We start from the raw sequence: 24641 nt of genomic DNA on the forward strand, positions 1-24641 counted from the left end.
TTTAGAAATTAGGACTTAATCCATAATCCTTATAGAAGTTGTCTAAAATATCTACAACCTCCTCAGCAGAATCGACTAAATGTATTAAATCTAAGTCACCTTCGCTAATATTTGCAAAACTATCTAAAAGGGTTGTTTTAACCCATCCCATTAAGCCTTCCCAAAAGTCAGTACCTACAAGTATAATTGGGAATTTTTCAATTTTATTAGTTTGTATTAACGTAATGGCTTCAAACAATTCGTCTAAAGTTCCAAATCCACCAGGCATTACGACAAATCCTTGGCTGTATTTAACAAACATTACTTTTCTAACAAAAAAGTAGTCAAAGTCTAAACTTTTATCAGAATCGATATATGGGTTGTCATGTTGCTCAAACGGTAATTCAATATTTAATCCCACAGATGTACCACCTGCTAAATGTGCACCTTTATTACCAGCTTCCATTATACCAGGTCCACCACCTGTGATTACACCATATCCAGCATCAACTATTTTTGAAGCTATATTTTCTGCTAATTTGTAATATTTATGGTCAGGCTTAGTACGTGCTGAACCAAAGATTGAAACAGAAGGTCCTATGGCACTCATCTTTTCAAAACCATTTACAAATTCTCCCATGATTTTAAAAATCGCCCAAGAATCATTTGTTTTTTTCTCATTCCAACCTTTTGGATGTTTTTCTTCTCTCATTATATAACTGTTTATTTTCTATTTATTAGTGTTTAAATATTGGTCTATTGTAAATGTAATTCATTCCCAATATTATTTTAATTCTTTCTTTAAAAATTTAGCTGTGTAGCTCTTTTTATGCTTAGCAACTACTTCTGGAGTACCTTCTACAATAATTTGTCCACCACCTTTACCGCCTTCATATCCAATATCAATAATATGATCTACGGTTTTTATGACATCTAAATTATGTTCTATAATTAACACTGTGTTTCCTTTGTCTGCTAATTTGTTTAATACAATCATTAACACTCTAATATCTTCAAAATGTAAGCCTGTAGTGGGTTCGTCTAAAATATAAAAGGTGTTACCAGTATCACGTTTACTTAACTCGGTTGCTAATTTTATACGTTGAGCTTCTCCACCAGATAGCGTTGTACTTTGTTGTCCCAAGGTAATGTAACCTAATCCAACATCTTTAATTGTTTTTAGTTTTTTATGAATTTTAGGAATGTTTTCAAAAAAGTCAACCCCTTCATTAATAGTCATGTCTAAAACATCACTTATGCTTTTTCCTTTATATCTAATCTCTAAAGTTTCGCGATTAAAACGTTTACCTTGACAAGTTTCACATTCTACATACACATCAGGTAAAAAATTCATTTCAATAACACGTAAACCACCACCTTTACAGGTTTCGCAACGTCCTCCTGCAACATTAAAACTAAAACGTCCAGGTTTATAACCACGTATCATGGCTTCTGGTATTTTAGCAAAAAGGCTACGGATTTCGTCAAATGTTTTGGTGTAAGTTGCAGGATTACTTCTTGGTGTACGTCCAATTGGCGATTGATTAATATCAATTACTTTATCTATATGCTCTAAACCTTTTATGCTTTTATAAGGCATTGGTTTTTTTACACCATTAAAATAATGTGCATTTAAAATAGGGTAGAGTGTCTCGTTAATTAAAGTAGATTTTCCGCTACCAGAGACACCTGTCACACCAATCATTTTAGCTAATGGAAATTTAACTGACACATTTTTTAAATTGTTTCCTGTACAGCCTTTAAGTTCTAAAAAGTGTCCATTCCCTTCGCGTCGTTTTTTTGGTATTTCAATTTCTCTTTTACCATTTAAATATTCTGCAGTAAGCGTTTTTTCTTTTAACAGCTGTTTAGGTGTCCCTTGACTAATAATTTCTCCTCCATGTTTACCTGCTCTTGGACCAATATCTATAACATGGTCTGCACGCTCAATCATGTCTTTATCATGTTCTACAACAATAACCGAGTTACCAATATCACGTAAAGACACAAGGCTATTAATAAGTTTTTCGTTATCACGTTGGTGTAATCCAATACTAGGTTCGTCCAAAATGTAAAGTACTCCAACTAATTGCGATCCAATTTGTGTGGCTAATCTAATACGTTGTGCTTCTCCACCAGATAACGATTTTGAGCTTCGGTTTAAAGACAAATAGTCTAAACCAACATCTAATAAAAACTGAAGTCTGGCACTAATTTCTTTTATAATTTCTTCAGCAATTTTGATTTGTTTTTCAGTCAAATACTGAGGTAATGTTTTAAACCATTTAGCTAATTCACTTATATCTTGATTAGCTAATTCGGCAATGTTTTTACCATTTACTTTAAAGTATAACGACTCTTTTTTTAGTCTAGCACCTTCACAAACAGGACATTCAATTTTGTCCATATAGTCTTTAGCCCAACGTTTTAAAGAGGTTGACTCAGCATTTTTGTATTGATTTTCAATAAAGTTAGCAACACCTTCAAAGTCTATTTTATAGTCTCTGGTTATGCCTAAAGTTTTACTTTCGACCGAAAATTTTTCATTACCACCAAACATAATAACTTGTTTAGCTTCTTGTGGTATTGATTTATAGGGATCGCTTAATTTAAAATTATAGCGTTCTGCAATGGTTTCAAATTGTTTAAAAATCCAGCTCTTTTTTTCAGGACCATGAGGCGCCAGAGCACCTGTTTTTATTGATAACGTATCGTCAGGAACAATCTTTTTTTCGTTAACCTGATATAATGTTCCAATCCCATTACAATTATCGCAAGCACCTTTAGGCGAGTTAAACGAAAAATTATTAGGTTCTGGATTTGGGTAAGAAACGCCAGAAGTTGGACACATTAAACTACGACTAAAATAACGAGCCTCTTGTGTGTCTTGGTCAATAATCATTAATACATCATCACCATGGTACATGGCAGTATTAATACTTTCGGTTAAACGTTTGTCATTATCAACACCATCATCAATTTTAAGTCTATCAATTACAATTTCAATGTCATGGTTTTTGTAACGATCCAACTTCATACCTTTAACTAAATCCTTGATTTCGCCATCAGTACGCACTTTTACAAAGCCTTGTTTAGCAATTTGCTCAAATAACTCGCGATAATGTCCTTTTCTAGAACGTACCACAGGAGCTAAAATATTTATACGTTTGCCTTTATAGCTTGAGGTAATTAATTCTTTGATTTGCTCATCACTGTAGCTTACCATTTTTTCGCCTGTATTATAGCTATAGGCATCACTACCTCTTGCATATAACAAACGTAAAAAGTCATAAATCTCTGTAATAGTACCAACGGTTGACCTTGGCGATTTACTAGTTGTTTTTTGCTCAATAGCAATTACAGGAGATAAACCATCAATTTTATCAACATCAGGACGCTCTAAACCACCTAAAAATTGTCTCGCGTAAGCAGAAAACGTTTCGATATAACGACGTTGTCCTTCAGCATAAATGGTGTCAAATGCTAATGACGATTTACCACTACCAGATAAACCAGTAATCACAACTAGTTTTTCGCGAGGAATGGTCACATCAATATTTTTAAGGTTATGTGCTCTGGCACCTTTAACCTCTATGTTTTCTTCAAAATTACTCATAGCATTTAAGTGTTTTTGCCCAGAAATAGACAAAGCTGTAAAGATACGCATTTTGTATTTCTTTTAGAAATAGTGTTTGTTAGGATTTTATTAATTATCACTATTTTTGAAATTATAAAAAAAACGATAATGGAAATATTAGGAATAGGCTCTAGAATTAACCATCCAGAACACGGAAAAGGAGTGGTAACTAACATTGATAGTAAAAACTATTGGGTTACTTTTATTGAAAATGGATTAGAAACCATTGCTTTAAATGATGATTTTGAAGTTATTGAAGCTGCAGAAAATGAGGTAGACACTATTAGTCTTTTTGATGTAGAAAGTAGCTTGGTTAGAATACTTAAAAAATATAGCGATGTCTCGGAAATTGTGCCAATTGGCGACAAGTGGAAAGGAGGCATCTTAGAATTAAAACCAGCTGACAGTAACTTAAAAAGTAAAGTAATAAAAATTGAAGACTTTTTTCATAAAATCACTATGGTTAGAGACCGTTTGAGAGTGATGGAACAAAAAGTTAACTCTAGTAATCTAGAACCATCTGAAAAAGTAGATTTACAACAATACATAACACGTATATATGGAAGCTTAACCACTTTTAATGTGTTATTTAAATCTAAAGAACAGCAATTTGTTGGGCAAAAAAGTAAGTAGTAAAACTTGCTTTTAATTTTAGTAAGCAGTATTTCAACATTTAGTTTAAAACTAACTAATACTAAAATACTGCTTATTTTATTTTGTGCCTTTTACATCATCCATATCAAAACTAAAAAAGAATAATTGGTGGTTGGTTGGAAACTTTGCATTAGACTCGGTTGTTTTCCAGTCACTCCAAGAGGCTTCTAAACCTCCAATAGGTAAAATGTCTACCCACATTTTAAATTTTGTAGGCTTATAATTGTCATCTAAAATCCATAAATAAGAATCTCCAGGAGTAGTGCCTCCTTTAGAATATGTAACCAATAAAGCATCTTTACCATTATGTTTTACAATGCTTCTAGACGTACCTTGGTCAAACACTTTATAAGGTGCAACTAACCAAAAAGAATCGTTGTTAAAGTAATTTGTTGCTGTTTGGATAAGCTCTTTTTTATCAGAGGAATTAATTTCTTGTTTATTTACAAAAACTTTACTAATAGACGGATTATTAAGGTTTAATATGACCTTGTTTTTTTTCCAATAAACTTCGCAGCTATTATTTTTTTTATCCCATTTGTAGTGGTGTTTACGCCTAAATGTCCATTCTAAATTATTAGTAGCCTTGTAAGCATCGGCATTTAAGGAAATAAGCATTTTATGAGCTAAAATATCTGCTTTTTTAGTTTGATTACCAATAGGTAAATCTTCGTTATATTTAAAGTAAACAAACCCAAAAAACAGTAAACTAGGTAATGTAAAAAAGATGATTACTCCAGTTATTATTTTTAATGTTTTTTTTAATTTCATTAAGTAAAAATTATATTGTTTTAAAATTTGGTTTAGTGTTTAAAATCCAATAGCAGTGTCATCACCACGTTTATCTGCACCACCTTCTAATTGACCATTGTCTAAAACTAAGATTCCATCTACTTTACCAATCACATCAGCATTTTTCTCTGTAATAGTATAGCCTTTTTGCTGTAATTGATTAACTAGGTCTTTAGAGAAAGAGTTTGGTTCCATTCTAATTTGGTCAGGTAACCATTGATGATGAAATCTGGGAGCATTTACAGCTTCTTGCATGGTCATATCATATTCATGCACGTTTAAAATAGTTTGCATTACAGATGTTATTATTGTGGATCCACCTGGAGTCCCTAAAGTCATGTATAGTTTGTCGTTTTTTTCTACAATCGTTGGCGTCATAGAGCTTAACATACGCTTTTCTGGTAAGATGCTATTAGCTTCTGCGCCAATTAATCCATACACGTTAGGCGTTCCAGGTTTGCTGGAAAAATCATCCATCTCGTTATTAAAGAAAAACCCTAATTCTGGACTATATAATTTTGAACCATAACCAGAATTTAAGGTGGTTGTCACAGCTATAGCATTACCAAATTGATCAACGATGGAGTAGTGTGTGGTCTCATCACTTTCAATAATATCAACTTTTCCATGAGAAATAGTACTAGAAGGTGTCGCTTTTTCAAAGGTGAAGTCAACCATTCTGTTTTTTAGGTAAGCATCACTTAATAATTGGTCATGAGGTATTGCAACAAAATCTGGATCACCTAAATAAAAACTACGGTCTGCGTACGCACGTCGCTCAGCTTCGGTAATAACCTGAATACTTTTAAGGCTATTGTGCCCAAATTCATCTAAATTAAAATCTTCAATTTGCTTTAATATTTGAGCTAAACAGATACCACCACTTGAAGGAGGTGACATGGATATAATGTTTAAATTATCGTATTCAAATGTTATAGGTTTGCGCCATATGGCTTGATAACTTGCTAAGTCGTCAACTGTTATTACGCCACCATTAGCTTGAATAAAGCTTGCTAAATTTTTAGCGGTTTGACCTTTATAAAACTCGTCACGACCATTTAGCATTATGGCTTCCAGGGTTTTTGCTAAGTTTGGTTGTTTAATGGTATCTTTAGCAATCCAATTTTTTGTAAATAATATTTCGCTTTTATTGACTGCTAAAAAAGCTTCTTTTTTTTCTTCTAATACTGTTTGATCTTTTTGTGAGACCACAAAACCACGATTTGCTAAATCAATGACAGGCTGCATAATGTCTTGTATAGGTAAAGAACCAAATTTTTCGTGCACTTCAAATAATCCTGCGATTGTGCCAGGCACACCAACAGCAAGTCCACCTTGAGTACTTAGATTAGGAATAATATTTCCTAAACTGTCTAAATACATATTTTTGGTTGCTAGCTTTGGTGCCTTTTCGCGATAATCCAATGCGCCAATTCTACCATCTTCCAACCGATAAACCATAAAACCACCACCACCAATATTGCCAGCATAAGGGTAGCAAACAGCTAATGCTAAATCTGTCGCTATCATTGCGTCAAAGACGTTTCCGCCTTGTTTTAAAATAGCAGTTCCAATTTTAGATGCTTCTTCTCTTGCAGAAACAACCATAGCGTGTTTGGTGATTAATCCACGGTTATTATTGTTTTTGCAACTAAAAAAAGTAATACAAATTACAAAAAGTATGGCTAAATTTTTCATTGGTCCTTAGTTTGTAAAGTCTCTAATGTTTGTTTGGTAAAAGTGATAAGCTCATCAAAGAAGCTAGTAAATTCTGTTTCAAATTCACTATAAAATTCTTCTAATTCATTGACAGCTAAATTCATTTTAGAACGGTTTTTAGTACGTCTATTCATACCTTCTAATACTTTAGTTATTCCTTCAATGGACGCATAGCTTAGCAACCAATTGTCTGCTAAAAGGTGAGGCATCATTTTTTGAATTCGAGAAGGTAAGATTTCAAAATTATCCTCTAGCGTGTCATAAAAGTCATCCACATAGTCTGCTAAAGGCACGTCTGAGTATTTTGACCAGTTTTTTGCTAAATAGTGGTCGTATAAAATATCGACTATCACTCCAGAATAATGTCCATAATTTTTGTGTAGTCGTTTGGTGCTTTTTCTTACAGTGGGATGTGCATCAGTAAAAGTGTCGATTTGTCTATGCAATAAAATACCGATTTGGATGTCTTGTGGGTAATCTTTATATTTTTTTCCTCTTATACCATCTGCTATAAAGTTACCAATGGTAATCATTTTGTCGTTTCCGGAAAGATAAATGTGTGCTAGAAAATTCATCTTATAAATATATGTATTTTTACCCTGTAAATTTTATAATTTGAAGCGATTACCCAATTTAGATGTATTACGGTTTGTGTTAGCCACATTGGTTGTGTTTTTTCATTTACCACAATTATGTCGTAATCAAGGACTTCCGTACTTTTTGGATGCACCTATATTTAATCGAGGAGTAGAAGCAGTATATATGTTTTTTGTATTAAGTGGTTTTTTAATAATTAAAACTATTTATAGTAGTAAACAGCGCGATGCTTTTTCTATACGTAAATTTTACATGCGTCGTGTATTACGGATCTTTCCGTTGTATTATTTGGTAGTCATTTTTGGTTTTGTGTTTTATTGGATTATTTTACCAGAATTAGAAATACCATTTGCAAATAATTATCCTTTATGGGATGGTTTATTAATGTCCATGTTTTTTTTACCCAATGTATTTGCTAAGCTTTACATGCCTGGAGGTATATTGGAGGTGTTGTGGTCTATTGGTATTGAGGAGCAATTTTATATTATAGTTGCTCCAGCTTTATTTTTGGTAAATAAAAATAGGGTTTTACAATTTTTAATAGGACTAACTGGTTTGTACTTTTTAATATTTCATTTAAGCCTTTTTAGTGTTTTTAAAAGTTTTAAAATGGTTTTTTTCTTTTTGTTTTTTGGCGGAATTGTAGCAGTTTTAGAAGAAAAAAAGCTGCTTCAGTCTTTTAAAAAGAATAAGATTTACCCAATAATAATAGTCGTTTTGGTATTGTTGTATTTTGTAACAGATATATTTCATTCAACAGATACTTATATATTTAACCTAATAACGATGGTGTTATTTGGGATGTTTATCCACACGATAGCGTATAATAATCTAGGTGTTAACATCCAAAATAAATCACTTAATTACTTGGGCCAAATATCTTATGGATTATATATGTTTCATGTAATCGCATTAAACGCTGTAGTTTTCTTATTTTTGAAGCTACAAATAGATACAATTTTTAATGATTGGTTAACAATAGTTTTAATTTATATGTTAACTTTTGCATTTACTTTTATAATGGCACATCTGTCTTATAAATATTTTGAAACCTATTTTTTAAAATTAAAAAACAAATTTAGAGAATGACACTTATAAAATCTATATCAGGAATTAGAGGAACAATTGGAGGATCAGTTGGTGATAATTTAACACCAATAGATGCAGTAAAATTTGCATCAGCTTATGGTACTTGGCTAAAACAACAACGCGACAAAACGGATTATAAAGTAGTTGTTGGACGTGACGCACGTTTATCTGGAGACATGATTCAAAACTTGGTAATGAATACATTAGTAGGATTAGGTATTCAAGTTGTGGACTTAGGCTTATCAACAACACCAACAGTTGAGATTGCTGTACCAATGGAGCATGCAGATGGTGGGATAATACTGACTGCCAGTCATAATCCAAAACAATGGAATGCTTTAAAACTTTTAAATGCCAAAGGTGAATTTTTAGATGGAGCCGAAGGACAGAAAATTTTAGAGATTGCAGAGTCTGATAGCATGACATTTGCGGAAGTTGATGATTTAGGAGCGATTACTAAAAATGATGCTTATATAGACATACATATTGATGAGGTTTTAGAATTGGAATATGTAAACCAAAAAGCAATAGAAAACGCAAATTTTAAAGTAGTTGTGGATGGTGTAAATAGTACAGGAGGAATTGCAATACCTTTATTGTTGGAGCGTTTAGGTGTTGAGGCAGTAAAATTATATTGCGATCCAACAGGTCATTTTCCGCATAATCCAGAACCTTTAAAAGAGCATTTAGGAGATTTGTCTAACGAAGTTAAAAAGCATAATGCCGATTTTGGAATTGTTGTCGATCCAGATGTTGATCGCTTAGCTTTTATGGATGAAAATGGCGAAATGTTTGGTGAAGAGTACACTTTAGTTGCATGTGCTGACTGGGTTTTAAGTCAAAATCCAGGTAATACGGTAAGCAACATGAGCTCAACCAGAGCATTGCGTGATGTGACCGAAAAACATGGAGGTACATACGAAGCTTCTGCAGTTGGAGAGGTTAATGTAGTTACTTTAATGAAAAAAAATAACGCAGTTATTGGAGGAGAAGGTAATGGCGGAATTATATATCCAGAATCACATTATGGACGTGATGCATTAGTTGGTGTTGCTTTGTTTTTAAGTTTGTTAGCCGAAAGAAAATTAAGTGTTAGTGAACTTAGAAAAACTTACACAAGCTATTTTATGAGTAAGAAAAAAATAGAATTAACGCCAACTTTGGATGTTGATGCTATTTTAAAAGCAATGGAAGATAAATACAGCAATGAAAATTTAACAACCATTGATGGTGTTAAAATAGACTTTGCAGAAAGTTGGGCACACTTACGTAAAAGTAACACAGAGCCAATAATTAGAATTTACACAGAAGCTAAAAGCCAAACAGAAGCAGATAGTCTAGCAGATAAAATTATTTCAGAAATCAAGGAAATTGCTAATATTTAGTATTTTTATTTAACAAGTAGTTAGTTATGCACGTTACAAAAGCCCAAAGAACAGAGAAATCAGAATTAGAAGCTTATTTTTCTAAATTTAGACAGCATATTGTAGGTATAAATCAAGAGTTTGAATCGCCTTATGGTTTGCAAAAAATGGTTTATACAGATTGGACAGCTTCTGGACGTTTATATAGACCAATTGAAGATAAACTATTAAATCAATTTGGACCTTTTGTAGCCAATACACATACTGAAACTACTGTGTCTGGAACAGCTATGACAAACGCTTATCATAAAGCTAGGCAAATTATTAAAGGACACGTTAATACTAATGCAGACGACGTTTTAATTGTAGCAGGAAACGGAATGACAAGTGTAGTCAATAAGTTTCAGCGTATTTTAGGATTAAAAATTCCAGAAAACTTAAAAAGATTTACAACTATTCCTGACGAGATTCGTCCTGTGGTATTTGTAACACATATGGAGCATCACTCTAACCACACATCCTGGTTAGAAACGATGGCTAAAGTGGAGGTTATTCCTGCAGGAGAAGATGGGTTATTTAGCTTGAATAATCTTGAAATATTATTAGAACAATATAAAGATTGTCCACTTAAAATAGCGTCTGTAATTGGAGGAAGTAATGTTACAGGTATTGAAACACCATATCATCAAATTGCAAAATTAATGCATAAAAATGGAGGTGTATGCTTTGTGGATTTTGCATGTTCTGCACCTTACGTGAATATTAATATGCATCCAGAAGATGAAGACGAAGCTTTAGATGCTATATTCTTTTCGCCTCACAAATTTTTAGGAGGTCCTGGTACTTCTGGTGTTTTAGTTTTTAATAAAAAACTATATAAAAATATGATACCTGATTGTCCTGGAGGAGGTACTGTTAGTTGGACAAACCCTTGGGGAGAACATAAATATATTGACAATATAGAAGATCGAGAAGATGGTGGTACTCCAGGTTTTTTACAAACTATAAAGACTGCTTTGGCCATAAAGTTAAAGGAGCAAATGGGAGTAAAAAATATGTTAGATAGAGAGCATGAGTTGCTAAACCAAGTATTTTCTAACTTGGATCATGTAGATAATATTAAAATATTAGCAGGAGATCAAAAAAAACGATTAGGAGTGATTTCCTTTTACATCGATAATTTACATTTTAATTTAGGTGTAAAATTATTAAACGACAAATTCGGAATTCAAACACGTGGTGGTTGTAGTTGTGCAGGTACTTATGGCCATTATTTATTACATGTAGACCAAGAGCAATCACATAGTTTGGTTAATGAGATATCATTAGGTGATTTAATTCGTAAACCAGGTTGGATACGTATGTCAATACACCCAACAACAACCTGTAATGAAATAGATTATGTGTGTGAAAGTTTAATAGCTTTAGCAGAAAACCATGAAGAATGGGCTAAAGACTATGAATACAATAAAGCAAATAACGAGTTTATCCATAAAACGTTTGTGCCTAAAAACGATGTAAGAGTCACTGATTGGTTTCAGCTGTAATTAAAAAACGAATAAGATTTACTAAAATTAATCAGTTTGTCGTTAAAAAAAACACTCACAACTTTAAAAATTGTGAGTGTTTTTTTTATTTAAAATCCTCAGGGGTTTTATCACGATGTTTCCATCGTTTATGTGTCCATAAATAATATTGAGGTGCTTCGTGTATTTGCTTTTCTACTAATTTAAAAAAAGCATCAGTAATCTCGTAGTCTTTATAGTCGTTTGGGTTTTCAGCCAGAGTTGTAAAAGTGGTTTGGTAGTAACCTCTTTTAATTCGCTTTACAGCAAAATATACAACAGCCATGTCCAATTGCTTAGCTAAAAGTTCGGCTCCTGTATGAGCAGGTACGTTAATACCCATAAATTCTAACCAATGGTGAGCTTTCCAAGGTTTTGGGCTTTGGTCAGATACAAAACCATTAATAGTTAATTCACCATTATTTTTAGCACGTAGTAAGGTGCTAAAGGTTTCTTTGGTGGTAATTAAATGAGAATTATATTTGGCTCTAATACGTTTAACTAGTTTGTCAAAATATTTGTTTTCTAACTTTTTATATACTGCGTAACCTTTATGGTTAACATGGTTTTGTAATATAAAAATCCATTCCCAACTTCCATAGTGCGCACACATTAATACTATGCTTTTATTAGATTTACTATATTGATTAACTTCTTCTATATTAGGGAAAGTCATTCGTTTCATCATTTGTTTTTCTGTAATAGTTAAAGACTTTATAGCCTCTACAACCATATCACATAGGTGATGATAGAATTTTTTTCTTATGTCTTTAATTTCGTCCTCAGACTTATCAGGGAAAACTAGGTTTAAATTCTCTTTTACCGTTTTTTTTCTGTAGCCAATGATGTAGTAGATTAAAAAATATAAACCATCAGAAAATGCATATAAAAGCCTAAACGGAAGTATAGAAATTAACCATAAAAAAGGATAAATTAAAATATAAGCTAATAATTGCATGAATACTTGTTAATTTTGCGAGAGCAAATATATGCTATATTTGATATAAAGTTAAACTAGATAATGGGTAATTTAAATTTAATAACTATAATAATAATTGCAGCTAATGTTATTATCTCTTACAAAGGGTTTGAAGATTATAGTTTTTTTGAAAAATATAAATTTAATGTTGGTGCTATAAAAAGAGGAGAACAGTTTAGAATATTTAGTTCTGGATTTTTACATGTTAATCCGCAGCACTTGTTGTTTAACATGATTACACTTTACTTTTTTGCTTGGTTGGTCATTGCTAGAATTGGCGAAACCAAATTTATAATCATCTATTTAGTTAGTTTAGTAGCAGGAAGTTTACTGTCTTTAGTGTTTAATAAAGACAATTACCATTACAGTGCAGTTGGAGCTAGTGGAGCAGTAATGGGTGTTATTTATTCTGCTATTTTGTTTGATCCTTGGATGGAAATTAATTTTATAATTCCAGGCTGGGTTTTTGGTATAGGGTATTTATTGTATTCTATTTACGGAATGAAAAAACAGATAGGTAACATTGGTCACGATGCCCATTTTGGAGGTGCTGTAGGAGGTTACGTTACAACGCTTATCATTGCACCTTGGTTGTTACAGACTGATTTGACTATGGTGTTGGTTTTAGCCATACCAATCGTAGTATTATTTGTTATGCAAAAATTAGGTAAAATTTAGTTAGTTAAAATTTCTGCAATCTTATCTTCTAAAGCTTTTCCGCGTAAGTTTTTAGCAATAATTTTTCCTTCACCATCTAAAATATATGTTGCAGGAATAGATCTTACACCATAAGCTACAGCGATTGGTTCTTGCCATCCCTCCAAACTAGAGACGTGTTTCCAGGTTAATTGGTCTTGTGCAATTGCTTTTAACCAACGGTCTTCTTGTCCTTTTTTATCTAGAGATATTCCAACAATTTCTAATCCTTTGTCGTGGTATTGATTATACATTCTAACTACATTTGGGTTTTCGCGTCTGCAAGGACCACACCAGCTAGCCCAAAAATCCAATACAATTACTTTAGCGTCAACATCATTTAAAGATAGGTCTTTGCCTTCAGGAGTTTTGGATGTAAATGTTGGAGCATAATCACCAATTTCGGTACCAAAAACAAGTGGTTTTGAAGGTTCTTGTTTACAAGAAAAACTTAATGTTGCAACTAGTAAAAGTAGTATGTATGGTTTCATGATTTAAATATTTCTTACAAATATAAAATATATAAATTGAATATTTTATGTCTATTTTTGCATTATGATTTATAACGATACAATTGTAGCATTAGCAACCGCTTCAGGAGCAGGAGCAGTAGCCATTATTAGATTATCAGGTAAGGATGCTATAGCTATTGCAGACCGCAGTTTTGAGTCTGTAAAAAGTAATAAAACACTTTTAAACCAAAAAACACATACCATACATTTAGGACATATTGTTGATGACAAGCGTACTATAGATCAAGTTTTGGTTTCGGTTTTTAAAAATCCAAACTCGTATACAGGTGAAGACGTTGTAGAGGTGTCTTGTCATGGTTCTATTTATATTCAGCAAGAAATTATTCAATTGTTTTTAAGAAATGGTTGTAGAATGGCTAATGCTGGAGAGTTTACTTTACGTTCATTTTTAAATGGGAAATTAGATTTAAGTCAAGCAGAAGCTGTGGCAGATTTAATTTCAAGTGATAATGAAGCGTCACATCAAATTGCGATGCAACAAATGCGTGGTGGTTTTTCTAGCGAAATAGCTAAATTAAGAGCAGAATTAATGAATTTTGCCTCGTTAATTGAATTAGAATTAGATTTTGCAGAAGAGGATGTGGAATTTGCAGATCGCACTCAGTTTCAGGCTTTAGTTGAAAAAATCACCTTTGTTTTAAAACGATTGATAGACAGTTTTGCTGTAGGTAATGTTATTAAAAACGGAATTCCTGTTGCTATTGTAGGAGAACCAAATGTAGGAAAGTCAACCCTTTTAAATGCGCTTTTAAATGAAGAAAGAGCAATTGTAAGCGATATTGCTGGTACAACTAGGGATACTATCGAAGACGAGTTAGTTATTGATGGTATAGGCTTTAGGTTTATTGATACTGCAGGAATTAGAGAGACTAAGGACGTTGTTGAAAGTATTGGAATCAAGAAAACCTTTGAAAAAATGGAGCAAGCCCAAGTGGTTGTGCTTCTTTTTTCTGCAGAAGAGTTTAAAACAGAAAGTAAACGACTAAAGGTAGAAATCGAAAAAATTAAAAATAGATTTCCATTAAAGCCACTTTTGATTATTGCCAATAAAGTTGATACTTTAAATTCGGAAGAATTAGACAGACTAAAGCTTCAGTTTGAAAATGTCCATTTATTATCCGCAAAATCTGGTCTTGGAGTAGAGGAGTTAAAAGCAAAACTGATTGGTTTTGTAAACACAGGAGCACTTCGTAATAACGAAACAATTGTTACTAATACAAGACATTATGACTCATTATTAAAAGCTTTTGAAGAAATTCAGAAAGTAAAATATGGTTTAGAGTCAGGTTTGTCGGGTGATTTATTGGCAATAGATATTAGACAAGCCTTGTACCATTTTGGCGAAATTACTGGTGAAATCACTAGTGATGATTTACTAGGTAATATTTTTGCTAATTTCTGTATTGGCAAATAAAGTTAAGCTATCCAAAAAACACAATTTCTAAAAATGACAATTAACCAACTTCCAGGAATCTATAATATAATTGGTAGTAATCAAGATGTGGAAGGTGTAACCTATAAAGGTCAATTAAGCCTGACCTTAGACCAAAACAATCGAGTAGTAGCTAAATGGTTAATTAATAATAGTCAGGAGCAGTTTGGTACAGGTTTTTTTAAAGATAATATTCTTGTTATAAATTTTAATTATAAAGGAGAGGATGACACAATTTATAAAGGTGTTGTTGTTTATAAGTGTATTACTAACGATATATTAGAGGGATTTTGGTCTGAAAAACATGGTAATCCTTTATTTTTAGGTCAAGAGCGATGCTTTAGAATAGTAACCAACAACCAATTAGTAAATTAAGCAGGTTATTATTAGGTTAAGTTTTTATTGTTGCGTTTCAAATTTGGCAGTGATTTAAGCGTTTGTAAATCAGTAATTTACAATTATTGATGTAGCTTGTTTTTGGTCCTTGTTATCTCTTGTTTGTAGTAAGATTGCAAAAAAATATTCGTGGTTTTAAATAAATTCATTTATCTTTTAAGTGTAAATTGTTGATTTTTAATTTTTAATTAATCAATGGATTGTCATATAATGTTTTAAGAGTAACAATATGTTTTTATGAGCGATACAAACACTAAATTAGTAGAACAATTACAGCATCTATATGGATTTTCTGATAATTTTATAGAGTCGCTTCAAGATGGATTAATAATAATAACGCCTAAAGGCGAAATTGTTTTAATAAATGATGCCTTATGTCGTTTAACAGGTTATGATAAAACAGAATTGGCAGGAGCCTTATTACCTTTCCCTTTTTGGCCTCCAGAGCTACATGACGATTATAAATCGCTTTTTAATGAGCTTTCAAAAGAACATGTTAAACGAGAATTTAAAGTAGTTTACATGCACAAAAACGGGAAACGCTTTCCTGTTACTGTCTTTTTTGCAAGCATTAAAAACAATCAAGATAAGGTCATAGCCTATATTGGCTTTATTCAAAATATAGAAGGTGTTGATTATAAAACATTAAATAATCCATCTGATAATCAAGAAGTTTTTACAATTTTAAATTATCGAAAAAAATATTTAGACTTAGTACTAGAGCGAAAAATAAATCAACAATTACAAATCACTTTAAATAATATATCTGATGGATTTGTCACTTTAGATGAAGATTTATGTTACACCTATATTAATAATAAGGGAATAGAGCTAATAGGAAAAAAAGGCTTAGATTTAATAGGTCAAAATATATGGAAGGTGTTTCCTGAGATAATTGGGCATCCTTTTTATAAAGCTTTTTGTAAGGCAATAGAAACCCAATCAACACAATGTTTTATAGGTGAATTTAAACCCTATAAAAAATGGTTTGATTGCAGATTTTATCCTTCAGATACTGGTGGTATAACTATTTATTTTTTAGATATTTCTGAACAAGAAAAAACAGAAGAATTATTATCTGAAAGTAAAAACGATTTAAACGCAATCATTAATAATATTGGAGATCCATTATTTGTAAAAGATGACCAAAGCTGCTTAATTATAGTCAATGATGCTTTTTGTAAAATGTTTGATACTAACAGGAAGCTTGTTATAGGTAAAACATTAGCCGAAGACGTAACAGAACAAGAGCGAGAAGCTTTTTTAAAAGTAGATAAAGAAGTTTTAAAAACGGGAATTGAAAACATAAGTGAAGAAACCCTTACAGTTAAAAACAGCAATACTAGAACTATTTCTACAAGAAAAACAAGATATGTTGATGCAAATGGAAGTAAATTTATAATTGGTACGATTAGAGATATTACTAATCGTAAAAAAACTGAAATTGAACTAGATCTTTATAGGCACCAATTAGAAGAACTTGTTAATAGTAGAACAGAAGAGGTAAATATTAAGAATGCCGAACTACAGCGCATGAATAAACTATTTATTGGACGAGAATTAAAAATGAAAGAATTAAAAAATAGAATTGGAAAATTAAAAGAAGAAATCAATAGCTTAAATAAACAATAACACTTAATTTTTTTTGATTTTTTTTACACATGAAGCGGACTCCATTTTATTCAATATTAAAAAAACCATTAGTAGCAGGCTTTATAACGTTTGCATTATTACTGTTTTTAACGCAATACATAACATTCCAAAAATATTACATTAACGAAAATAATCAAAAAAGAGAAGTTACTAATCAAGTAAATTTAATTAAAGAAAAATTACAATCTTTAATTATGTTTAGTTATTCAGCAACTAAATCTCTTGCATATATAGTAGAAAAAAACGGAATTCCTGAGGATTTTGATGATATAGCTGTAGAGTTGTTAAACCGTAGTAAATATTTTGATGTTGTAGAGTTAGTAGATCGTCAAGGATTTATAACCCATGTCTATCCATTAAAAAATAATGATGTTATTGGGTTTAATATTATAGATAGTAAAGAGGCTAGTAGTGGCGCATTAGCAACAATTAAAAGAAATGATTTTTTTATAGCAGGACCAGTTAACCTTAAACAAGGAGGTGTTGGTATGGTTAGTCGTCAACCTATTATTATTGATTCAGAATTTGCTGGATTTTCTGCAGTGGTAACCAAGTTATCAACTTTTTTTAAAGATTTAAATATAGATACTTCCAATAATAATAAGCAATATATATACCAACTATCTAGAGTAAATCAAAAAACAGGAGAAGAGGATTATTTCTTAGATAATGATGTTTCTGGTTATAAGGCTTATGCTGTACCAATCGAGATGACTTTTGGAGAGTGGAAGTTATATGTTATACCAACTAAACACGATTTTAATACAGCAATCATTTTTGCTATAGTCGGGTTTTTATTAACTTTATTAAGCAGTTTTGGTGTTTGGTATTTTGCAGGACGATCAGAACGTATTCATAAACTAATTAACATCGAGCTTAAAAAGCAAAAATCACAATTAATTAAAGTACATGAAACTAGCAGGAAACAGATTAAACTAAGCGAGTCTAACCTTAATAAAGCCCAACGTATAGCCAAAGTAGGTAGTTGGGAGCTTTGTCTAGAAACCAATAAGCTGACTTGGTCTAAACAAATGTTTAGAATTTTTAAAAAAAATCCAAAACATTTTAGAGTTTCACATCAAGCAATGTTGGATGTTATACATCCAGAAGACAGGGATTTTGTGTCCAAAACATATTCAGATTCCATAATAAATAAAGTTCCGTATCGCATTACCTATCGTTTAAAACTTGAAAATAATCAAATTAAATACATAGACGAGCAGTGCGAAACTATTTTTGATGAAAATCAATTACCAAAAATATCATTTGGAATAATTCAAGATATTACAGCGCGAATAAAAAGTGAAGAAGGTCTTAAAAAAAGCGAATTATTATATCGTAGCTTAACGTCAAACGCACCAGTAGCAATATTTAATGTTAATCATAAAGGTGAATGCACTTATGTAAACGAGCATTGGATTAAACTTTCAGGCTTAAGCTATGCAGATGCTATGGGTCAAGGTTGGTTAGAAGCGTTTCATCCAGAGGATAAAAAAAGGATAATTGATGAATGGGAAGAGGCAATGTCGTCAAACCTTAAATTTAAAACAGATCTTAGGTTTAAGGATAATACAGGTAAAATCACATTTTTAACAGTAAAGGCTACCAAAATTTTAGACGAAGAAAATAATATATTTGGATATATTGGAATAGCCTCAGACATTACAGAAAGAATAAATAACGAGAAAGAATTATTAAAATATAAAAACAATTTAGAGGAGTTAGTTAACGTTAGAACAGTAGAGCTTAACGACAGTAAAAACGCCTTATTAAACTTGCTAGAGGATTTAAACTTTCAATCTCTAGAGTTAGAAAAAGAAAAAGCTAAAGCACAATCAGCAGATTTAATGAAATCCGCATTTTTAGCAACCATGTCGCATGAGTTAAGGACACCTATGAACTCTATCATAGGATTTACAGGTATTTTACTAAAAGAGTTAGCAGGACCATTAAACGAAGAACAAAAAAAGCAAATCAAAATGGTTAAAAATAGTGGAGAGCATCTACTAGGTTTAATCAACGATATTTTAGATATTTCTAAAATTGAAGCAGGTAAGCTAAAAGTATCCTACAATAATTTTGATTACCTAGCTTCCTTGGAAAATACAATTAACTTTTTGCAACCTCAAGCTTCAGCAAAAGGAATTACTATTTTACCTCAAATTTCAACCTTAGATATTGTTTTAAATAGTGATGAGGTTAGAGTGGAACAAATATTACTAAACCTAATGTCTAACGCCATAAAGTTTTCAAAAAAAGGAACCATTACAGTTAAAGTAGATATAAATGATAACAAGGTTGTAACACAAGTTATTGATCAAGGTATTGGAATACATAAAGATGACATCAATAAACTATTTGTGCCATTTACTCAATTAGAAGGTGGTTTGGATAGACACCATGAAGGTACAGGTTTAGGCTTGTCAATTAGTAAAAACTTAATTAAAAAACTAGGAGGTACAATATCTGTAGAAAGCACCTTAGGAGAAGGTAGTAATTTTACCTTTTCACTACCATTAATGCCTTCTGGTAGTAAATAATAGTGTCAAAAATTATTTTAAATACTAAAAAATAATATATTTATAAAGCTATTACCATTCTTAATCATCAAAGCCCATGATGCCTACTATTTTAATAATTGAAGATAACAAGCAAAACATGTATATGTTATCCTATTTACTTGAAAAAAATCAATACCACGTCATAAAAGCTTACAACGGATTTGAAGGATTAAAATTAGCAAGCATAAATAATCCAGAAATAATATTGGTAGACATACAGTTGCCAGACATGGATGGTTATGCAATATGTGAACAGTTAAGAAATAGTGATTTACCAAAAAATACCACAATCATAGCTGTAACCTCATATGCAATGGAAGGGGATAAAGAAAAAGCGATGCAAGTAGGAGCGGATGGTTATATAGAAAAACCCATAAATCCCGATACATTTATAAACCAAATGCAAGAAATGTATCTTGTAAAAAATCAGAAATAAATAGGTATGAAAACAATTTTGATAGTAGATGATGTTTTTGAAAATCTATATTTATTAAGAGTAATTTTAATACAAGCAGGATATAATGTGGTAGAAGCTAATGACGGTAAAGAAGCATTAGATAAATTAACTGAAAATAGGATAGATTTAATAATTTCTGACATATTAATGCCAGTAATGGATGGTTATATGTTATGTCAAGCTTGTAAAAAAGACGAAAAATTTAAAGATATCCCATTTGTATTTTATACCTCTACTTATACTGAAAAGGTAGATGAAGACTTTGCTTTAAAACTAGGGGCTGCGCGCTTTTTAAGAAAACCAACAGATCCAGACCACATAATAGCTTTAATAAAAAGACTTCTGGATACGCCAAACTCACAAAATAAAGCAAAAAATAATACAGAGTTTACAGAAGAAGAAGTATTAAAACTTTATAGTAAACGATTAATAAGTAAATTAGAACAAAAAAATCTTGAATTAGAAAAAGAAATAACTGAGCGTAACAAAATAGAGTTAAAACTAACTAATGAAAACGCAATACTAGATTTAATAGCCAATAACACCTCAATTAAAAAGGTGTTTAATCACATTATACATAACTATCAATCCCTACGTCCAGAGTTTTACCTATCTATAAGTTTGCTAGAAGACGATAAGGAGCATCTAAGACTTATTTCTGCACCAAACTTGCCAAAGGACTACTGTGCTTCCATTAAAAATTTAAAAATTGGAGAGAATATAGGATCTTGTGGTACGTCTGCATATTTAAAAAAACCAGTCATCGTATCAGATATTAGTACAGATCCGCTTTGGGAAAACTACAAGCATTTAGCAGTCAAGTACGACCTAAAATCATGTTGGTCCATCCCAATACTTTCTGAGAAAAAGGAGGTTTTTGGAACCTTCGCAATCTATAGCAGTAGTATAAAAACACCTACTTTTGAAAACATAAGAGAATTAAACTCTGCGGTAAGCTTAGCAAAAATGGCTATTGTAAAGTTCAAAATGGCTGAAGAAGTAAAGAAAAAAGAGGAATCCTATGAGTCTTTAGTAGAACAAGCCACAGATGCAATATTGACCTACACCTATGATGGAGTCATTCATAATTTTAATAAAACAACTTATACAACCCTAGGATACACTAAAAAGGAGTTTTTAAAATTAAAAATTCAAGATTTTATAATTGGAGATGTTATTCAAAATGACGTAGTCCGTGACGCTATATTTAAAGGAGAAGCTGTTGTTTTTAATAGACAACTAGTATGTAAAGACCAAACAATAATTGATGTAGAGATTTCGGCAAAACTTCAAAAAGATGGTAAAGTTCTAGCTATAGTGCGTGATGTCTCTGAACGTAAAAAAGCAGAAGCCAAATTATTAGAAAGCGAATATAATTTAAGACAATCTCAAATAGTTGCTAATTTGGGGTCGTATGTTGTTGACTTAACAACAATGACTTGGGAAGGCACTGAGGTTTTGTATCAAATTATAGGCATTGATGAGTCCTATATTAAAACAATAGACAGTTGGGTTGATCTAATCCATACTGAAGATAAAGTAGAAGTGTTAAACTATTTTGATAGCTGTGTAAAAAACAATACACGATTTAATAAGGAGTATCGCCTTATTCAATTTAATTCCAAAAAAGAAATTTGGGTACATGGTATAGGCGAATTGTTATTTGATGACGATTCTAACCCTATCAAAATGATAGGGACTATGCAAAATATTACTGAGCGTAAAGCAGTAGAATTAAAACTTCAAAGAAATGAAAAATCATTACTAGAAGCTCAAAAAATAGCTAAAATAGGAAGCTACTATTTAGATTTAGAAACCAGTTTAGCTTATGCCTCAATAACCTTTAAAGAGATTGCTGGTTTAGAGAAAGAAGATACTATTTCTCGTGAATTATGGAAAGATATTACTCACCCAGAAGATGCCGAAAAAAATAGTGCTGAGATTGAAAAATGTATAAGTACAGGACAAGAATTTGATTTGGAATATAGGATTTATTCTCAAAACGATAATAAATTAAAGTGGATACACGGTTTAGGAGAAATATCTTACCAAAACGGTAAACCAAAACGCTTTTTTGGAACCATCCAAGACATTACAGAGCGTAAAACAGCCGAAATTAAAATTCAAGAAAGTGAAAAATCACTATCAACTGCTCAAAAAATAGCTAAAATAGGAAGTTTTAATCTTGACCTAATAAACTTGGTAGCTAAAACTTCAGATACTTTTAATGAAATAGTGGAGTATGATACAGATAGAAAAATATCTTTTGACTTTTGGAAAAGTATAGTTCATCCTGATGACAGAGCAATAATAAAAGACGCAGTAATAGAAAGTGAAAAGTCAAATCAGAAGTTTGATTTAGAATATAGAATTATTAGTACCAAAACTAATCAAGTAAAATGGATTCATGGGTTAGGAGAGGTGTTTTACGTAGATGATATTCCTTCAAATTTTGTAGGAACTATCCAAGATATTACCGAACGTAAAAAAGCAGAATTAGATTTAAAAATCGCAAACGATTTTACTGAAAGTCTTGTAATGTCAATGCAAGAAGGTTTACTAATGGTTAATCTAGATGGTACGATCATGAAGGTTAATGAGTCATTATGTGATTTATTAGGATATACAGAAGCGGAACTTCTTGGCATGGATTTACCTTACCCTTTTGCCAGGTCAGAGGATTATGAGCTAATGATGGAGATTAAAGATAAAGTAGCAAAAGGCGAAGCACCTTCATTTCAACTAGAATTTATTAGAAAAAATGGAACCAGATTTATAGCGTCGTTTTTAGCAGGTATTATTTATAATAACCAAAATGAAGTTATAGCAATATTTGCTACTATAAAAGATATTTCTGAGGACTTAAAAATAAAAGAAACACTAAAGCAAATAGCTTTAAAGTCCACTCAAAAAAAAGATGTTATATTAAAATTAGCTAGTCTAATAGGTGAAGATTTAGAGGCGTCTTTAAAAAATATAGCTATTACATCTGCAGAAGCATTACAAGCAGATTTAGTAACCATTTGGGAGTTTAGGAAAGATAGCACAGAGTTGGTAAGTAAGTTATTTTATAACACAGAAAATCAAATATTTGATTCAGAAGGGTTAATGATTAAAAAAGAAAATTTTCCTAACTATTTTGAAGCTTTCAAAGACAAAACCAGTATCAATATTAGCAATGTAAGATCTAATCCTATAACAAAAGCTTTTGCTAAACAATTTTTTGAGCCTCTTAATATATCTTCAAGAATTGATGTTGTAATTTATGGTCGAAATGATCATTATGGTATTTTAAGTTTTGAAACTAAGGCCACTAACAGAACCTTTAATGCAGAAGAAGAGAGTTTTGTGACGTCCATAGCTAGTATAATTTCTTTAATGGTAGAAAGTACGGAACGTAAAATTGTAGAAAATAAAATAGCTCTAACTAATGAAAAACTATTGGAAGCCAATAAAGAGTTAAACGTTTTAAGAAACCAATTAGAGCAAGAAAACGTCTATTTACGTAACGAGCTTGATCTGGTTTTTAACTTTGAAGAAATGGTTTATGGTAGTGTGGAGTTTAGTAATGTATTAAACGAAATAGAAAAAGTTGCACCTACTAATGCTACAGTATTATTATTAGGAGAATCTGGTACAGGTAAAGAGTTGTTGGCTAGAGCTGTACATAATATAAGTAGTAGAAACAGCAAGCCATTAATTAAAGTTAATTGTTCTGCAATACCAAGAGAGTTAATTGAAAGCGAATTGTTTGGTCACAAAAAAGGATCGTTTACAGGAGCCTTTAATGACAAAATTGGTAAGTTTGAACTTGCGGATGGTGGTACATTATTTTTAGATGAAATTGGAGAACTACCATTAGACATGCAACCTAAAATTCTAAGATTTTTACAAGAAGGAGAAATTGAAGTCGTTGGTGGATTAGGCTCTAAAAAATTAGATGTACGCGTTATTGCAGCAACCAATAGAAACTTATTGGCAGAGATAGAGAAAAAACAATTTAGAGAAGATTTATACTTTAGGTTAAATGTATTCCCAATTGCTGTTCCAGCCCTAAGAGATCGTAAAGATGATATACCATTGTTAGTAGAGCATTTTGTAGATAAATTTAGTAAAACATATGAAAAACAGATTAAATATATATCTGATGATGCGATGTCTCAACTTAAAGCATACAATTGGCCTGGAAATATTAGAGAGCTTGAAAATTTAATAGAGCGTGCATTAATACTATCTAATAGTGATACTTTAATTATTCCTGGTTTTGAAACCACTAATCAAAAATCTAAGCAACGCATTAACAGTGTAGACCTAAATTTAGATACAGTTTTACGCAATCATATTTTACAAGTCTTAGAAGATTGTAACTGGAAAATTAGTGGTTCCAAGAGTGCTTCCAACGTATTAGGGTTAAAGCCAAGCACATTACGTGATAAAATGAACAAATTAGGGATAATTAAGCCTAATTAAAGTAACGGTATTCCGTGAGCTGTCTGATTAGACAAAAGTAAAACACGGAATACCGACACTTTATTTAT

The 24641-nt window shown here is 31.5% G+C and carries 18 protein-coding genes; 11 read left to right on the forward strand and 7 right to left on the reverse strand.

Annotated elements, in window-relative coordinates:
* Window position 1: 1 nt before the first annotated feature.
* The gene (locus V6251_RS12445; RefSeq protein WP_145001258.1) at window positions 2–691 is read right to left on the reverse strand and encodes an LOG family protein; all 690 of its coding nucleotides are present in this window, start codon (window positions 689–691) and stop codon (window positions 2–4) included.
* 72 nt (window positions 692–763) lie between these two features.
* Window positions 764–3595 (reverse strand): excinuclease ABC subunit UvrA, encoded by a 2832-nt coding sequence (uvrA, locus tag V6251_RS12450; protein ID WP_341588521.1) that lies wholly within the window; start codon window positions 3593–3595, stop codon window positions 764–766.
* A gap of 129 nt (window positions 3596–3724) precedes the next feature.
* On the opposite strand from uvrA, the gene V6251_RS12455 reads away from it, so the two are divergent.
* The gene (locus V6251_RS12455) at window positions 3725–4249 is read left to right on the forward strand and encodes a hypothetical protein (RefSeq protein WP_341588469.1); all 525 of its coding nucleotides are present in this window, start codon (window positions 3725–3727) and stop codon (window positions 4247–4249) included.
* A 78-nt stretch (window positions 4250–4327) separates the two neighbouring features.
* Here V6251_RS12455 and V6251_RS12460 read toward each other — a convergent pair whose 3' ends face one another.
* The 3 genes from V6251_RS12460 to V6251_RS12470 are packed head-to-tail and all read right to left on the reverse strand — an operon-like array spanning window position 4328 to window position 7356.
* A complete protein-coding gene (locus V6251_RS12460) occupies window positions 4328–5041 on the reverse strand; it encodes a hypothetical protein (RefSeq protein WP_341588470.1) in 714 nt (237 codons plus the stop codon).
* A gap of 39 nt (window positions 5042–5080) precedes the next feature.
* On the reverse strand, window positions 5081–6760 hold the full coding sequence (gene ggt / locus V6251_RS12465) for a gamma-glutamyltransferase (protein WP_341588471.1): 1680 nt from the start codon (window positions 6758–6760) through the stop codon (window positions 5081–5083).
* Window positions 6757–7356 (reverse strand): acyl carrier protein phosphodiesterase, encoded by a 600-nt coding sequence (locus tag V6251_RS12470; RefSeq protein ID WP_341588472.1) that lies wholly within the window; start codon window positions 7354–7356, stop codon window positions 6757–6759. Before V6251_RS12470 ends, ggt begins: the two co-directional genes overlap by 4 nt.
* A gap of 40 nt (window positions 7357–7396) precedes the next feature.
* Between V6251_RS12470 and V6251_RS12475 the strand changes: the two genes are divergently transcribed.
* The 3 genes from V6251_RS12475 to V6251_RS12485 are packed head-to-tail and all read left to right on the forward strand — an operon-like array spanning window position 7397 to window position 11378.
* On the forward strand, window positions 7397–8467 hold the full coding sequence (locus V6251_RS12475; RefSeq protein ID WP_341588473.1) for an acyltransferase family protein: 1071 nt from the start codon (window positions 7397–7399) through the stop codon (window positions 8465–8467).
* Window positions 8464–9852, forward strand: a complete 1389-nt coding sequence (gene glmM / locus V6251_RS12480) for a phosphoglucosamine mutase (protein ID WP_145001271.1) — start codon at window positions 8464–8466, stop codon at window positions 9850–9852. Before V6251_RS12475 ends, glmM begins: the two co-directional genes overlap by 4 nt.
* Before the next feature lie 26 nt (window positions 9853–9878).
* Window positions 9879–11378: an aminotransferase class V-fold PLP-dependent enzyme gene (locus V6251_RS12485; RefSeq protein WP_341588474.1), complete on the forward strand. Its 1500-nt coding sequence runs from the start codon at window positions 9879–9881 to the stop codon at window positions 11376–11378.
* Between the two features lie 85 nt (window positions 11379–11463).
* Here V6251_RS12485 and V6251_RS12490 read toward each other — a convergent pair whose 3' ends face one another.
* Window positions 11464–12354 carry a lysophospholipid acyltransferase family protein gene (locus V6251_RS12490; RefSeq protein WP_341588475.1) on the reverse strand — a complete coding sequence of 297 codons (891 nt, stop codon included), beginning with the start codon at window positions 12352–12354 and terminating at the stop codon, window positions 11464–11466.
* A 63-nt stretch (window positions 12355–12417) separates the two neighbouring features.
* On the opposite strand from V6251_RS12490, the gene V6251_RS12495 reads away from it, so the two are divergent.
* Window positions 12418–13053, forward strand: coding sequence for a rhomboid family intramembrane serine protease (locus V6251_RS12495; RefSeq protein WP_145001277.1), 636 nt, complete (start codon window positions 12418–12420; stop codon window positions 13051–13053).
* Here V6251_RS12495 and V6251_RS12500 read toward each other — a convergent pair.
* Window positions 13050–13562, reverse strand: a complete 513-nt coding sequence (locus V6251_RS12500) for a peroxiredoxin family protein (protein WP_341588476.1) — start codon at window positions 13560–13562, stop codon at window positions 13050–13052. The genes V6251_RS12495 and V6251_RS12500 overlap by 4 nt on opposite strands.
* A 64-nt stretch (window positions 13563–13626) precedes the next feature.
* On the opposite strand from V6251_RS12500, the gene mnmE reads away from it, so the two are divergent.
* The 6 genes from mnmE (at window position 13627) to V6251_RS12530 (ending at window position 24573) form a co-directional block, all read left to right on the forward strand.
* Entirely contained in the window at window positions 13627–15018 is a 1392-nt protein-coding gene (gene mnmE, locus V6251_RS12505; protein WP_341588477.1) for a tRNA uridine-5-carboxymethylaminomethyl(34) synthesis GTPase MnmE, read from the forward strand.
* Between the two features lie 33 nt (window positions 15019–15051).
* Window positions 15052–15411, forward strand: a complete 360-nt coding sequence (locus V6251_RS12510) for a hypothetical protein (RefSeq protein ID WP_341588478.1) — start codon at window positions 15052–15054, stop codon at window positions 15409–15411.
* Window positions 15412–15669: 258 nt separating this feature from the next.
* Complete coding sequence (locus V6251_RS12515; protein WP_341588479.1) at window positions 15670–17064, forward strand: PAS domain-containing protein; 1395 nt, start codon at window positions 15670–15672, stop codon at window positions 17062–17064.
* A 29-nt stretch (window positions 17065–17093) separates the two neighbouring features.
* The gene (locus tag V6251_RS12520; protein WP_341588480.1) at window positions 17094–19625 is read left to right on the forward strand and encodes a sensor histidine kinase; all 2532 of its coding nucleotides are present in this window, start codon (window positions 17094–17096) and stop codon (window positions 19623–19625) included.
* A gap of 76 nt (window positions 19626–19701) precedes the next feature.
* The gene (locus tag V6251_RS12525) at window positions 19702–20082 is read left to right on the forward strand and encodes a response regulator (RefSeq protein WP_341588481.1); all 381 of its coding nucleotides are present in this window, start codon (window positions 19702–19704) and stop codon (window positions 20080–20082) included.
* A gap of 6 nt (window positions 20083–20088) precedes the next feature.
* Window positions 20089–24573: a sigma 54-interacting transcriptional regulator gene (locus tag V6251_RS12530; RefSeq protein WP_341588482.1), complete on the forward strand. Its 4485-nt coding sequence runs from the start codon at window positions 20089–20091 to the stop codon at window positions 24571–24573.
* Window positions 24574–24641: the final 68 nt, after the last annotated feature.

It is taken from the genome of Olleya sp. Ti.3.14, assembly GCF_038154885.1.
In the GTDB taxonomy this organism is placed as follows: domain Bacteria; phylum Bacteroidota; class Bacteroidia; order Flavobacteriales; family Flavobacteriaceae; genus Olleya.